Origin of the sequence: Rhizobium sp. YTUHZ044, from assembly GCF_051123975.1 — a bacterium.
In the GTDB taxonomy this organism is placed as follows: Bacteria; Pseudomonadota; Alphaproteobacteria; order Rhizobiales; family Rhizobiaceae; genus Rhizobium.
Genome location: NZ_CP101426.1, coordinates 3,514,939 through 3,528,374, shown reverse-complemented (window position 1 = coordinate 3,528,374; position 13,436 = coordinate 3,514,939). Strand labels below are relative to the sequence as shown.

The following is a 13,436-nucleotide window of genomic DNA, read 5'->3' as shown; positions in this document are numbered from 1 at the left end:
TATCGGAGGGGGCGGTTTGCGGTGAGCCGCCGGCAGACGGATAGCGTTGCGATGCGGCCAGGACCGGCACTGCGGCTGTTTCGCCGGTCCCGTTCAGGAAGAATGTTGCTACAGGTGATTGGGCCGAAAAGATGCCCAGAAGAACGAAGGCGAGCGTGCTGACGCATCGCTCGCCTTTTCCAGTGCTTCAGGCGGTGACGATCAGCAGCGGAACGCTGAGGATGAGACCGGCCAAAACCGTGAACGTGGCGACGCGCATCAACCGCAGGCGCCGTGTACGCTCTCCACTCCAATCATATGTCATTCTTCCATCTCCTTGGGACAAGGAAGTAGTCCCCGCAAAACCGGGTTCAACAGCAATGACGCGATTTGCTTGTGCAAGGCTGGATAAAATAAGGAATCTCTAATGCTGGAAGCGCAGCGACCAGCGGCTTCCGTTGCTGGTCATCCGAAGGATGGCGAGTGGCTCGACGTCGCTCAGCCAGAAGGAGGAGGGTGGCGCCTGAAGCACGTGGGCGACTGCAGCCCGGATGACGGCCGCGTGGCTGATGGCGATCACGTGACCGCTTCGGGCGGACTGGGCATCCATCCAGCCAGCGACGCGCTTTCGCAGGTCGAAAACACTCTCGCCGCCGTGAGGGGCCACCCCCGGCTCGGTCATCCAGGCCGTGAGGTTTTCCGGCTCTTCCGCCTCGATCGCCTCGATCGGCCTGCCAGCCCAGCGGCCATGGTCGCAATCTCGAAGCGACGGATCAATCTGCGCTTCGAGACGGAGCGCCTCAGCCGTCTGGAGGGCGCGCATGGCGGGGCTTGTGACAATACGATCGGCGTGGGGGAGGGCGGCCATCCTGGCTGCTTCTTCCACGGCCTTTTCTTCCAGCGGTTCGTCGAGCGGAAACTGGGCCTTGCGGTTCGCCGACGTCGCGCCGTGGCAGATCCAGGTGAGGCGCATATTCACGATTGTTCTGATCTCCGATGACGGGATGGGGACGGCCTTTGCCGGCTTCGTGAAGTTTCGTTGACAGTCTCTTCGGCGTGCAGATATAACCGTGCTGTTGCGGGTTTGGAAGCCGGTGGAAATCCGGCGCGGTCGCGCCACTGTGACCAGCGTGTCGAAACTTCTTCACGCTGGAAGTCAGACCCTGCCGCACAACACTCTTTCGACTGAACGCGTCATTCCGGAGGAATACATGTCTGACACCACTTTCGCGCCTGTCGCGGCGCCGGCGCCGATCCCTGTAGGGGAAATCCTTCCCTGGGCGATCTTCGGCGGTCTGCTGATGCTCATCGTTCTTTATTTCGTCGGCACCGAGGAGGGCGCGATGGCGCTGTTCAACGGCATGTATGTGCACGAATTCGTGCATGACGGCCGCCATCTCCTCGGATTTCCCTGTCACTAAAGCGCATCGCGATCTTTCGGATTCGCTTCTCGCGCTTTAGGTCTTTGTTTACGCATGTCGTTATCGCAAAACCGCTGCACAGTTTTGCGCGACAAGGGGGAATACTGACATGGTTGGAAAGCTTCTGCTTCGCGGCATGCTCGCGGGCCTGATTGCTGGCATCCTCGTTTTCGCCTTCGCCCATACCTTCGGCGAGCCGCTGGTCGATGCGGCAATCGCCTTCGAGGAAGCGAGCGCCCAGGCGGCGGGCGAAGCTGCCGAACCTGAAATCGTCAGCCGGGCCACGCAGGCCGGCCTCGGCCTTTTCACAGGCGTCATGGCCTACAGCATCGCCGTCGGCGGGCTTTTTTCGCTCGCCTTCGCCTTCGTGCACGGCCGCTTCAGCAGCCTATCGGCGCGCGGCACTTCGGCCGTCATCGCCATTGCCGCCTTCGTGGCGGTCGTGCTTGTTCCCGCCATCAAATATCCGGCTAACCCGCCGGCTGTCGGCCATCCCGATACGATCGGCGCCAGGACCGAACTGTTCTTCCTGATGATCGTCGTTTCGCTCGCCTCGCTGATTGCCGCGATCGCGCTGTCGCGCCGCCTTGGCGAGCGCTTCGGTCTCTGGAACGGCGCGATTATCGCCGGCGTCGCCTATCTCGTCTTCATCGGCTTCGTGCTTTATCTGTTGCCGCCGATCAATGAGGTGCCCGAGAATTTCTCGGCGATCGTGCTCTGGCGGTTCCGCACGACCACGCTCGGAATGCACGCGATCCTTTGGGCAGCGCTCGGTCTGGTTTTCGGAGCGCTGGCCGAAAGACGTCTTGCCGCCAAGAGCGGTCTGCGGCCGGCGTTCCGGTGATGCGGCATATCGGCAGGTTTGCTTTTCTCGGTCTGATCGCGAGCCTGTTGCCAATGTTTATCGGAAATGCCCTCGCCCATGGGAGCAGCTCTGGCGGCTCTCATCCCGGGCTCGATATTCCGGCAATTTCTCACGGCGAGATGGCGGTCATTTCGGAGTATCGCAGCAGCATCAGCATGCTGGCGTCGCGGGCGGCCGATACAAACGAATCGTTCCGGCGTGTCCTGAACTACTCGGAAATCCAGTATTCCTATTGCTTCTGGGGCCGGATGCCGGGCAGCGTGACGGACGAGGAAAGCCCTTTCAACGAATGCGCCCATGCCTATCTCGCGGCGACGAAAGCCGTGCTGATGGCGATGCGTGAGATGCCGCGAGAGGCAACCGCGGCGGGCGAAATCATCTCGGCCATCGACGCCGACATGGCGGGCCGCGGACTTGCCTTCATCACCTGCCAGTTCAGCGGTGAGGCTTTCAACACCGCCGATATTATCAAGCCGAGCTGGAGCAAGGTGCCGCTTCATCCTGCCAGCATGGCGTCACTGACGGGGTTGGCCGCTCTGTTCGGTCTGGCCGTTCTCGCGCTTCGTCGCGTCTCGCGGCCGAAGGCTCAGTCGTCGGAATAGCGCTGCTCGCGCCACGGATCGCCATACATATGGTAGCCGTTCTTTTCCCAGAAGCCGGCCTCGTCGGCGGCGATTAACTCGATGCGGCGCAGCCATTTGGCGCTCTTCCAGAAATAGAGATGCGGCACGACGAGCCGCAACGGGCCTCCGTGCTCCGGTGTCAGCGGCAGGCCTTCCCAGGAGGTCGCCAGGATCGCATCCTCGGCGGCGAAATCGGCGAGCGGCAGATTGGTGGTGTAGCCGTCGTAGCTCGTCAGCATCACGTAGGCTGCTTCCGGCCGCGGCATGGCGCGATCGAGCAGATCCCGCGTCGAAACGCCGTTCCATTTGTTATCGTAGCGCGACCAGGTGGTGACGCAGTGGATGTCGCTGATCCTGGTGCTCTGCTCGATCGCCTGGAATTCCGTCCAGGTGAGGGTGAGTGTCGTTTCGACCAGGCCGCGTACTTCAAGCCGCCAGCTCCCGGTTGAAATGACCGGTTGCTGGCCGAGATCGAGCACCGGCCAGTTCTTGACGAGGTGCTGGCCGGGCGGCAGGCGCTCGGCCTCGGGACGGCTGATGCGGCCGGTCAGGAACTTGCCCTCGGATGCCCAGCGGCGCTTGGAGTTTGTGAGCTTGCTGTCGGCGGGCGTCTGGTCGTCGCTCATGAACGGGTCTCCTTGCGGTGCAGCAATAGGACATCCGTCCCTGCCGAGTGTCAAGTTTCGGCGAGCTCTTGGAAATCTTCGCTTGCCTCATTAGACTGAGCCGTCGGGCATGCCTTGCTGGGGAGTGAAGGCAGAAAGGGAGGAGCCGGATCTGTCTTCGAGATATCGTGCTACCGCGGCGCTGCTGCTGGTGCCGCTCGTCATCTTCGCCTTCTTCACCTATGGAAGCGCGATTGCGACGCGCGCCTATATGGAGGAGGCTTCCGCTCAGGCGGGAACGGCGCTACGCCTTGCCGTCTCGGCGCTCAGCGGCCACCTCAACCGCTACGAGGCGCTGCCGGCGCTGATCGCCGATCACGACGATATCAAGGAACTGGTCAGCGCGCCCGACGACATGGCACTGCGTGATGCGGCCAATCTCTATCTCAAGGAGATCAACGGGCTCTTAAAATCTTCCGACATCTATGTGGTGAAGCCGGACGGGGAGACGATCGCGGCGAGCAATTACGATGGACCGGGGAGCTTCGTCGGCCAGAATTTCAATTACCGGCCTTATTTCCAGGAGGCGATCGAAGGCCGGCAGGCGCGGTTTTATGCTCTCGGCACCACATCGCTAAAGCGCGGCTACTATTTCTCTGCCCCGATCAGGGTCGGCGCGGATATTCGCGGTGTCATCGTCTTCAAGGTCGATATCGACATGATCGAATCCTCCTGGAGTGGCGGCGAATACAAGATCTTCGTCTCCGATCCCGAGGGCATCATCTTCATGTCCGGCAGCCCGGAATGGCTCTATGGCGCGATCCTGCCGCTGACGGCCGACCGTATCGCCCGCACCGAGGCGTCGCGGCGCTATGCCAATGCGAAGCTGACGGCGCTGCCGGTGACGCGTCATCGCTTCGAGCCGCATGATCTGATGACGCTTGCGAGCGATCGGGGCGCAAGCGAGTATCTGGTGCTGTCGCATTATATGCCGGCCGAGGACTGGACGGTGAATGTGCTGATGGAGACGAGTTCCATCCGCGCCCAGGCGCGCACCGCGCTTGTCGCCGCCTTTCTCATCCTTTGCATCGCAGGCCTTGCTGTGGCGGTCATTCGCCAGCGGCGGGCGCGGCTTGCCGAGCGCATGTTGATGCAGGCCGAAGCGCGGGGCGAGCTGGAGCGGCGGGTGGAGGAGCGCACGGCGGATCTTGCCCGCGTCAACAGCCGCATCGAGGAGGAGATCGCCGAGCGGCGGTTGACCGAGCAGCAGCTTCGCCAGACCCAGGCCGATCTCATCCAGGCGGGCAAACTCGCCGGGCTCGGGCAGATGTCGGCTGCCCTTTCGCATGAATTCAATCAGCCGCTCGCCGCCGCCAAGACCTATACGGACAGCGCTGCCGTTCTGATCGATCGAGGGCGAACGGAGGAGGCGCGCGACAATATAAGGCGGATCGGCGGGCTGATCGACCGCATGGCCTCGATCAGCCGGCACCTGCGCAACTTCGCCCGCAAACCGAATGAGAAGCTCGGGCCGGTCCCCCTCGACGAGGCGATGCGCGACACGCTGGAGATCATCGCCTGGCGGCTGAAGGCGGCGGACGCCGAACTCCGGCTCGATCTCGGAACGCGGCCGCCGGTGGTGCGCGCCGGTTCGGTACGGCTGCAGCAGGTGCTGGTGAATGTGATCTCCAATGCGGCCGATGCGGTTGAAGGACTGGATGACAGGCGCATCGAGGTTTCGGCCTTCGAGGCGGCCGGCAAGGTGGTGCTGACGGTGCGCGATCACGGACCCGGGGTGCCGGCGGCAATCGCCGAGCGCATCTTCGACCCCTTCTTCACGACCAAGGGTGTGGGCAAGGGGCTCGGCCTCGGGCTTTCGATCTCCTACAATATCATCAAGGATTTCGGCGGCAGCCTGACTGCCGCCAATCATCCTGAAGGGGGCGCGGTGTTCCGCGTCGAGCTGCAATCGGCGGCTGGGCTGATGCCGGAGGCAGCCGAATGAACGAAGCCAAGATCCTGCTTGTCGACGACGAGGAGGAACTGCGCCGCTCGACGGCGCAGGCGCTGGAGCTCTCCGGCTTCAGCGTCGAAACTTTTTCGAGCGGCGATCATGTGCTGGAACTGATCGGCTACAGTTTTCCCGGCGTCGTCGTCAGCGATATCCGCATGCCCGGCATGGACGGCATGACTTTGATGCAGAAGATTCGTGAAATCGATCAGGAGGTGCCCGTTATCCTCGTCACCGGCCACGGCGATGTACAGCTAGCGGTCAAGGCGATGCGTGAAGGCGCCTATGATTTCATCGAGAAGCCGTTCACGACTGAAATGCTCGCCGGCGTCATTCGCCGGGCGATGGAGCGGCGCGGTCTCGTGCTTGAGAACCGGCTGCTGAAGGCGGTCGCCGGCAAACGCGACGATATCGAGGCGCGGCTGCCGGGGCGCACCCAGGTAATGGTGGATCTGCGCTACCGCATCCGCGCAATCGGCGCCAGCGATGCCGATACGCTCATCGTCGGCGAGACCGGGGCGGGCAAGGAGGTCGTGGCGCGTGCACTTCACGATATCAGCGCCCGGGCGAGCCGGCCGTTCATTGCGATCAATTGTGCCGCCCTGCCGGCGAACCTGATCGAGAGCGAGCTCTTCGGCCATGAGGCCGGCGCCTTTCCCGGCGCTGTCAGGCCGCGTTACGGCAAGTTCGAACATGGGCGCGGCGGCACCATCCTGCTCGACGAGATCGGCTCGATGCCCTTCGACCTGCAGGCGAAGTTCCTGCGGGTGTTGCAGGAGCGGGTGATCTCCAGGCTCGGATCGAACGAGGTCGTGCCGCTCGACGTGCGCTTCATCGCGACGAGCAAGGTGGATCTGGAGGCGGAGGTAGCCGCTGGCCGCTTCCGCGCCGATCTCCTCTACCGACTGAACGTCGCAACGCTGCATGTGCCGTCGCTATCGCAGCGGCGGGCAGACGTTCCGCTGCTCTTCCTGCAGCTGGTGCGGGAAGCGGCCGCCCGCTACGGCCGCGACGAGGTGGCCGTGCTGCCGGAGGTGATCTCCGACATCGCCCAGCGCGACTGGCCCGGCAATGTGCGTGAGTTGAGGAATGCCGCCGACCGTCTGGTCCTTGGGCTCGACAATGGTGGACGGCAGACCGAGGAGGCAACCGGGCTTGCGGAGCGGGTTGCCGAATTCGAGCGAGGGATTATCGCCAGCGCGCTGGTGGCGCATGGCGGCAGCCTCAGGCCGGTTTATGAATCCCTCGGCATCTCCCGCAAGACCCTGTACGAAAAGATGCAAAAATACGGCCTCGATAAGCGGATACTGACCACCGAAAGCTGAGTTCGGGTTCCGGTGATTCTCCGGGGCAACGGTGCCGCAGCCCTGGAACGTTGCGCGTTGGGTGGAAATCCACCCATCACCCATGCCGTTTGTTTCCAAATCGACCCATGCTGCATTGCACTGCCGCAGAATCATCTTGCGGAAGCGACGGTAGTGATTGCGGCTCGATTTCTCCCGGCGGCAAATAGGTCATCCCCGGCGCGGAGGATGTGTCGGCGGGCTTGCTGTTTCATCAGGGAGGAAACGATGAAAATCCTGAAGGCCGTGCTCGGCCTGACCGCGGCTGCCGCGGTTTCTCTTCTCGCCGGTGTCGCATCGGCGCAGACCTATCCCGAGCGCACCATCACCATGGTCGTCCCCTTTGCGGCGGGCGGCCCGACCGATACCGTCGCGCGGCTGGTGGCTGAATCGATGTCGAAGGATCTCGGTCAGCAGATCGTCGTCGAAAATGTCGGCGGTGCCGGCGGCACGCTCGGCGCCGGCCGGGTGGCGAACGCTGACCCCGATGGCTACACCATTCTTTTGCACCATATCGGCATGGCGACAAGCGCCACGCTCTATCGCAAGCTCGCCTACGACACGCTCGGCGCCTTCGAGTATGTCGGCCTTGTCACCGAGGTGCCGATGACGATTGTCGCGCGCAAGGATTTCGAGCCGACCGATCTCAAGGGCCTGATCGATTACGTCAAGGCCAACAAGGACAAGGTCACCGTCGCCAATGCCGGTATCGGTGCGGCTTCGCATCTCTGCGGCATGATGTTCATGAGCGCCATCCAGACGCAGCTCACGACCGTTCCTTACAAAGGAACCGGCCCGGCGATGACGGATCTGCTCGGCGGCCAGGTTGATATTATGTGCGACCAGACCACCAACACCACGAAACAGATTAAGGGCGGCACGATCAAGGCCTATGCGGTGACTTCGCCGAAGCGCCTCGACGTGCTGAAGGATGTACCGACGGCTGTCGAAGCTGGCCTGCCGGGCTTCGAAGTCGGCATCTGGCACGGCATCTACACGCCGAAGGGTACGCCGGCCGCGATTAACGAACGCCTGTCGAAGTCGCTGCAGCTGGCGCTGAAGGATCCGAATGTCGGCGCCCGCTTCGCCGAACTCGGCACGGCGCCGTCCTCCGATGCAGATGCAACGCCTGCTGCTTTGAAAGCCAAGCTCGAAAGCGAAATCGCCCGCTGGAAGCCGGTGATCGAGGCCGCCGGGGAATACGCGGACTAGTGAGGGATGTGCCAGGAATAGCCCCTCATCATAACCCTGAGCAATTGCGGAAAAGGCGAGAGGCTTGCGGCATGTTCCCTTCTCCCCGCAAGCGGGGAGAAGGTGCCGGCAGGCGGATGAGCGGCAATCGCGGCAGCAGCGCGTCACGTGAACCATCTCCAACTCCAGGAGACACTATGAAATCCATCAGTCTCGATAGCACCAATGCGATCTGCGGCGCGCTTTTCGTCGCGACCGGCACTTTCTTTGCCTATCAGTCGGTCGGGCTCGACCTGGGTACGGCTTTGCGGATGGGTCCCGGTTATTTCCCGTTTATCCTTGCCTGCGCACTGATACTTCTCGGCGCGATCATCTTCTTTCAGGCGCTGCGTGTGGAGGGGGAGCCGGTCGATCCCTTCGCCTGGCGCGGCATGCTCTTCATTCTGCCGGCTCCCGTCTTCTTCGGATTGACGGTGCGCGGGCTTGGATTTGCGCCGGCGCTGTTCTTCACAGCCTTCATCGCCTGCTTTGCGTCGCGCAAGATGAACCTGGTATTCGCGGTCATCCTGTCGCTGCTGCTGACAATCTTTTCGGTCGCCGTCTTCAGCTATGGGCTCGGACTGCCGTTCGAACGCTTCGGCCCCTGGGTCCGGTTCTAGGAGGCGATGGTGGATCTTTTCAGCAATCTCGCGCTCGGCTTTGCGACGGCGGCAACGTTCGACAATCTTCTCTTCTGCCTGATCGGCGTGCTGCTCGGCACGCTGATCGGCGTGCTGCCCGGCATCGGCGCCACGGCGACGATCGCCATGCTCTTGCCGATCACCTTCCAGCTCGAGCCGGTCTCCTCGCTCATCATGCTCGCCGGCATCTATTATGGCGCGCAATATGGCGGCTCGACAACGGCGATCCTCATCAACATGCCGGGCGAATCCTCCTCTGCCGTCACCGCGATCGACGGCTACCAGATGGCGCGCAAGGGCAGGGCGGGGGCGGCGCTGGCGATCGCGGCCCTCGGCTCGTTCTTCGCCGGAACGGTCTCGACCTTTCTCGTTGCGGTCTTCGCGCCGCCGCTGACCGACATCGCACTGCAATTCGGATCGGCTGAATATTTCTCGTTGATGATCGTCGGCCTCGTTTCCTCGATCGCGCTGGCGCACGGCTCGGTCGTCAAGGCGCTGGCGATGGTGGCGCTCGGGCTGCTGCTCGGCCTTGTCGGCACCGATATCTATACCGGCACGCCGCGTTTCACGCTCGGAATCCGTGAATATGCGGACGGCCTGAATTTCGTGGCGCTCGCCGTCGGCGTCTTCGGCGTCGCTGAAATCCTGCGCAATCTCGAGGGAGAGTCGACACGCACGGTGCTGATGGCCAAGGTATCGGGTCTCTTGCCTTCGCGCCAGGAATTCAAGGAGATGATTGCGCCCATCATCCGCGGCACCGCGATCGGTTCGGCGCTCGGCATCCTGCCCGGTGGTGGGGCGATCCTCGCTTCCTTCGCCTCCTATACGGTGGAAAAGCGCTTGTCGAAGACGCCGAAGGAATTCGGCCAAGGCGCGGTCGCCGGCGTCGCAGGGCCGGAATCGGCCAATAATGCCGGAGCGCAGACCTCATTCATTCCGCTGCTGACGCTCGGTATTCCGGCCAATCCCGTCATGGCTCTGATGATCGGCGCGATGATCATCCAGGGCATCGTGCCGGGCCCGAACGTCGCCACCGAGCAGCCGGCGCTGTTCTGGGGCATCATCGCCTCGATGTGGATCGGCAATCTGATGCTCGTCATCCTCAACCTGCCGCTGATCGGGCTCTGGGTGAAGCTTTTGACGGTGCCTTATTACGTACTCTTCCCCATCATCATGGCCTTCTGCTCGATCGGGGTCTACAGCGTCAATTCCAACGTCTACGACCTCTATGCCGTCGCCTTCTTCGGCCTCATCGGCTACGTGCTGGCAAAGCTGCGCTGCGAGCCGGCGCCGCTGCTGCTCGGTTTCGTGCTCGGGCCGCTGCTGGAAGAGAACCTCAGACGCGCCATGATCCTGTCGCGCGGTGACCCCAGCACCTTCATCACGCGGCCGATCAGCGCCACGCTTCTGGCAATCGCGGTCGCCGTACTGATCGTCGTCTTCCTGCCGAGCGTCAGGAAGAAGCGCGAGGAGGTGTTCGTCGAAGAAGCTTGAGGGTTGAACTCGCGAGTTGTTTGATGAACAACGAATGATCTGACGCGGGCGCCGTTCGGGCGCCCGTTTCACATGGAGGGATATCCAGGCCCATGAGCATTCCTGCCCGGATCAAGGACGATCTGCCGTTCCTCACCGCCTTGCGCCGCGATCTGCACGCGCATCCGGAACTCGGTTTCGAGGAGGAGCGCACCGCCGGTATCGCCGCAAAGCTTCTCGAGGAGGCCGGCATCGCCGTGCATCGCGGGCTTGGCGGCACCGGCGTGGTCGGCACCCTGCAAGTCGGCAACGGCACGCGCAGGATCGGGTTGAGAGCCGATATGGATGCGCTCGCCATGCCTGAGATGGCGGAGCGGCCCTATAAATCGACCGTACCGGGAAAGATGCATGCCTGCGGCCATGACGGCCATACGGCAATGCTGCTTGGCGCCGCGCGGCATCTGGCGGCGACGCTGAATTTTTCCGGCACCGTGCATTTCATCTTCCAGCCGGCCGAAGAGGGCCGCGGCGGGGCGAAGCGCATGGTCGAGGAGGGGCTCTTCCGGCTTTTCCCCTGCGATGCCGTCTATGGCCTGCACAATATGCCGGGGCTTGCGGTCGACGAGATCGCCGTCGTCGAGGGACCGCAGCTCGCCTCCTCCGACAGCTGGCGCATCACCTTTCGCGGCGTCGGCACGCACGGCGCCAAGCCGCATCTCGGCCGCGATCCGATCACGGCAGCCGGTACTTTCCTGTCATCGCTGCAGACGATCGTCGGCCGTGTTGTCGACCCGCTGCAGCCGGCGGTCGTCAGCGCCTGCTTCCTGCAGGCGGGCGATACGAAGGCGTTGAACGTCATTCCCGATATTGTGGAGATCGGCGGAACGGCACGGGCCTATTCGCCTGAGGTGCGCGACCAGCTGGAGACCGAGATCGCCCGGTTGGCGAGTGGGACGGCTGCGATGTATGGCGTATCGGCCGACTATCATTTTGAGCGGCGGATACCGCCTGTCGTTAATGATGCGGATGCCACATCACGGGCGCTTGCCGCCGCCGGCACCGTCTTTGCTGAAAACGTGCGGAGGAGTTTTCCGCCGTCGACGGCTGGAGATGACTTTGCCTTCTTCGCGCAGAACGCGCCGGGCTGTTATGTCTGGCTGGGCAACGGACCGGCGGTTGACGGCGCGCTACACCACAACACGACTTATGATTTTAACGATGGGGCGCTTGGATACGGGGCGGCTTACTGGGTGGCGTTGGTGGAGGGGGAGTTGAAGATTTGAGCGATGTCCATTGGTCCGTTTTCACTGTTTTGCGGCGCTGTGGCAGTGATGCACGACTTTCCGGAAGTGAGACGTCGTTCCACACTAGTTGACGGGCCAGACAAATAGCAGCGCCGGCACGCTAACGAGAATAATCAACGCCGACAGCGGCAAGCCGAGACGCGGATAATCGGAAAACTTGTAACCGCCGGGACCGAAGACGAGCGTGTTGCATTGATGGCCGACAGGCGTGAGGAAGTCGCAACCCGCGCCAATGGCTACCGCCATCAGGAAGGCTTCCGGTCTGAAGCCTAGACCCGTTGCAAAGCTGGCGGCGATCGGCGCCATGACAAGGACCGTCGCGGCGTTGTTGAGGAAGGGCGTAACGGCCATGGCAGTCACCAAAATCAGGCCGAGCGCACCCCATGCCGGCAGATTCATCGCCGCCCCACTCAGCCAGCCGGCAATCAAATCGCTGCCGCCGGAGGTGCGCAAGGAGTCCGAGACGGGAATAAGGGCCGCGAGCATCACCAGGATCGGTCCATCAACCGATTTATAGACATCCGCGAGTGGAACAGCTCGAAAAACGACCATGCCCAGGGCGGCTGCGAAGAAGGCCACCGGAACCGGCGCGAGACCGACCGCGGTCGTTGCCATCGCGAGCGCCAGGATAAGAAGCGGAATGAAGGCGCGGCGGCGGGTGCCGAGCAGCACCTCTCGCTGGGCGAGTGGCAGCAGGCCGAAATCCTGCAGAAGGGCAGTCAGGCTTCCCCGGCTGCCTTGCAGAAGGAGCACATCACCGGTGCTGATGGTCAAGCTTCCCAGCCGTTCCTTGAGGCGTTCACCGCGCCGGCTAATCGCCAAAAGGTTGACCCCGCGCGTATAGGAAAGCGCCAATTCTTTGGCGGAAAGGCCAGCGAGGGAGGATCCCTGACTAACGATTGCCTCAAGCGAAATGATGTCCGCCTCCGGGTGGCCGCCTTCTGCCAGAGGCTTGCCGGAAAGCTTCAACTTCCCCTGGGACACAATCCGGTCCATCGCTGCCGAAGGACCTTCCAGCAGGACAATGTCGTCAGAGCGGAGCGTGAGATCGGGGAACGGAGCCATTCGGGTACCGCCACGCAGTACGGCGGTGGCTATGACCTCACCATCACCGAGATTCAGGAGGTCACTCAATGCCTGCTCAAGCAGTGCTGACTGGGCCGTGATCGCGACTTCGCTGGTGTAATTCTTGATTTCGATCGCATCCTCGATCGAGCTGTTCTGCTTGGTGCGACTTGGCACCAACCAGTGGAAGAACAAGAGAAAGGTGATGCCGACAACCGTGAGAACACCGCCCATAGGCGTGAAGTCGAACATGGTGAAGGAGGCTCCTGTCATCTCCTCCCGCAGCCGCGACACGACGATATTGGGTGAGGTGCCGATCTGCGTCATCAATCCGCCAAGTAAAGCAGCAAACGACATCGGCATCAGGTATTTTGAGGGAGAGGCACCGGATTTTTTCGCGAACTTGAAGGCGACCGGCATCATGATGGCAAGCGCGCCGATATTTTTGATGAAAGCAGAAAGCATCGCCACCGCAATCATCAAGAGCGCAAGCTGCGTGTAAAGCGTGTTCAGATTCGGGAAAAATCTCTTAATGGCCGAATCCACAATGCCGGAGCGCGCTACGCCCGCGCTGACGACCAGCGCGCTGCCAACGATGATGACGATGTCATCCGAAAACCCGGAGAACGCTTTTTCCGGTGGCACAATGCCGGTCCCGACTGCCAATACAAGCGCACAACACGCGACAACATCATAGCGGAAGCGATCCCAAATAAAGACTGCCATCATGAGAGCGATAACAGAAAATGCGATTATCTGTTGTGTTGTCATGCGGACCTGGGAACGAGGCTGGGGTGTCGCCGACAACCGAGCGGAAGACGATATTCAGAAACGCTGTAACGTTGCGCAAGTTCCTCGGCACCACACTTCAGGGGC

General features: G+C 62.2%; 12 protein-coding genes. 9 read left to right on the top strand and 3 right to left on the bottom strand.

Annotated features, from left to right (window positions below; genetic code table 11):
* Nucleotides 1-403: 403 nt before the first annotated feature.
* A complete protein-coding gene (locus NL154_RS17415; RefSeq protein ID WP_210629961.1) occupies nucleotides 404-958 on the bottom strand; it encodes a histidine phosphatase family protein in 555 nt (184 codons plus the stop codon).
* Between the two features lie 232 nt (nucleotides 959-1,190).
* On the opposite strand from NL154_RS17415, the gene NL154_RS17410 reads away from it, so the two are divergent.
* From NL154_RS17410 to NL154_RS17400, 3 genes are all read left to right on the top strand, one after another.
* Complete coding sequence (locus tag NL154_RS17410; protein WP_011426664.1) at nucleotides 1,191-1,400, top strand: CbtB domain-containing protein; 210 nt, start codon at nucleotides 1,191-1,193, stop codon at nucleotides 1,398-1,400.
* Nucleotides 1,401-1,509: 109 nt separating this feature from the next.
* Nucleotides 1,510-2,244: a CbtA family protein gene (locus NL154_RS17405; RefSeq protein WP_434733112.1), complete on the top strand. Its 735-nt coding sequence runs from the start codon at nucleotides 1,510-1,512 to the stop codon at nucleotides 2,242-2,244.
* 53 nt (nucleotides 2,245-2,297) lie between these two features.
* Nucleotides 2,298-2,867, top strand: a complete 570-nt coding sequence (locus NL154_RS17400; RefSeq protein WP_259672204.1) for a hypothetical protein — start codon at nucleotides 2,298-2,300, stop codon at nucleotides 2,865-2,867.
* On the opposite strand, the gene NL154_RS17395 is transcribed toward NL154_RS17400, so the two are convergent.
* A complete protein-coding gene (locus NL154_RS17395) occupies nucleotides 2,852-3,514 on the bottom strand; it encodes a sulfite oxidase-like oxidoreductase (protein ID WP_210629964.1) in 663 nt (220 codons plus the stop codon). The genes NL154_RS17400 and NL154_RS17395 overlap by 16 nt on opposite strands.
* 109 nt (nucleotides 3,515-3,623) lie before the next feature.
* Here NL154_RS17395 and NL154_RS17390 point away from each other — a divergent pair, with 109 nt between their 5' ends.
* From NL154_RS17390 to NL154_RS17365, 6 genes are all read left to right on the top strand, one after another.
* Nucleotides 3,624-5,498: a sensor histidine kinase gene (locus tag NL154_RS17390; protein ID WP_434733111.1), complete on the top strand. Its 1,875-nt coding sequence runs from the start codon at nucleotides 3,624-3,626 to the stop codon at nucleotides 5,496-5,498.
* The gene (locus tag NL154_RS17385; protein ID WP_210629965.1) at nucleotides 5,495-6,829 is read left to right on the top strand and encodes a sigma-54-dependent transcriptional regulator; all 1,335 of its coding nucleotides are present in this window, start codon (nucleotides 5,495-5,497) and stop codon (nucleotides 6,827-6,829) included. The genes NL154_RS17390 and NL154_RS17385 overlap by 4 nt, the downstream gene beginning before the upstream one ends.
* A gap of 246 nt (nucleotides 6,830-7,075) precedes the next feature.
* Nucleotides 7,076-8,059 carry a tripartite tricarboxylate transporter substrate-binding protein gene (locus tag NL154_RS17380; RefSeq protein WP_210629966.1) on the top strand — a complete coding sequence of 328 codons (984 nt, stop codon included), beginning with the start codon at nucleotides 7,076-7,078 and terminating at the stop codon, nucleotides 8,057-8,059.
* A gap of 176 nt (nucleotides 8,060-8,235) precedes the next feature.
* On the top strand, nucleotides 8,236-8,697 hold the full coding sequence (locus tag NL154_RS17375) for a tripartite tricarboxylate transporter TctB family protein (protein WP_210629967.1): 462 nt from the start codon (nucleotides 8,236-8,238) through the stop codon (nucleotides 8,695-8,697).
* A 9-nt stretch (nucleotides 8,698-8,706) separates the two neighbouring features.
* The gene (locus NL154_RS17370; protein WP_064804722.1) at nucleotides 8,707-10,212 is read left to right on the top strand and encodes a tripartite tricarboxylate transporter permease; all 1,506 of its coding nucleotides are present in this window, start codon (nucleotides 8,707-8,709) and stop codon (nucleotides 10,210-10,212) included.
* Between the two features lie 92 nt (nucleotides 10,213-10,304).
* Nucleotides 10,305-11,474, top strand: a complete 1,170-nt coding sequence (locus NL154_RS17365; protein WP_221158055.1) for a M20 aminoacylase family protein — start codon at nucleotides 10,305-10,307, stop codon at nucleotides 11,472-11,474.
* An 84-nt stretch (nucleotides 11,475-11,558) separates the two neighbouring features.
* Here the strand turns inward: NL154_RS17365 and NL154_RS17360 are convergent, their stop codons facing one another.
* Nucleotides 11,559-13,331 carry an SLC13 family permease gene (locus NL154_RS17360; RefSeq protein ID WP_210629969.1) on the bottom strand — a complete coding sequence of 591 codons (1,773 nt, stop codon included), beginning with the start codon at nucleotides 13,329-13,331 and terminating at the stop codon, nucleotides 11,559-11,561.
* Nucleotides 13,332-13,436: the final 105 nt, after the last annotated feature.

Bases quoted from the DNA above. Each gene is read 5' to 3' on its own strand.
- NL154_RS17410 (WP_011426664.1), top strand. From the start codon at position 1,191: ATGTCTGACACCACTTTCGCGCCTGTCGCGGCGCCGGCGCCGATCCCT.
- NL154_RS17405 (WP_434733112.1), top strand. From the start codon at position 1,510: ATGGTTGGAAAGCTTCTGCTTCGCGGCATGCTCGCGGGCCTGATTGCT.
- NL154_RS17400 (WP_259672204.1), top strand. From the start codon at position 2,298: ATGTTTATCGGAAATGCCCTCGCCCATGGGAGCAGCTCTGGCGGCTCT.
- NL154_RS17395 (WP_210629964.1), bottom strand. From the start codon at position 3,514: ATGAGCGACGACCAGACGCCCGCCGACAGCAAGCTCACAAACTCCAAG.
- NL154_RS17390 (WP_434733111.1), top strand. From the start codon at position 3,624: ATGCCTTGCTGGGGAGTGAAGGCAGAAAGGGAGGAGCCGGATCTGTCT.
- NL154_RS17385 (WP_210629965.1), top strand. From the start codon at position 5,495: ATGAACGAAGCCAAGATCCTGCTTGTCGACGACGAGGAGGAACTGCGC.
- NL154_RS17380 (WP_210629966.1), top strand. From the start codon at position 7,076: ATGAAAATCCTGAAGGCCGTGCTCGGCCTGACCGCGGCTGCCGCGGTT.
- NL154_RS17375 (WP_210629967.1), top strand. From the start codon at position 8,236: ATGAAATCCATCAGTCTCGATAGCACCAATGCGATCTGCGGCGCGCTT.
- NL154_RS17365 (WP_221158055.1), top strand. From the start codon at position 10,305: ATGAGCATTCCTGCCCGGATCAAGGACGATCTGCCGTTCCTCACCGCC.
- NL154_RS17360 (WP_210629969.1), bottom strand. From the start codon at position 13,331: ATGACAACACAACAGATAATCGCATTTTCTGTTATCGCTCTCATGATG.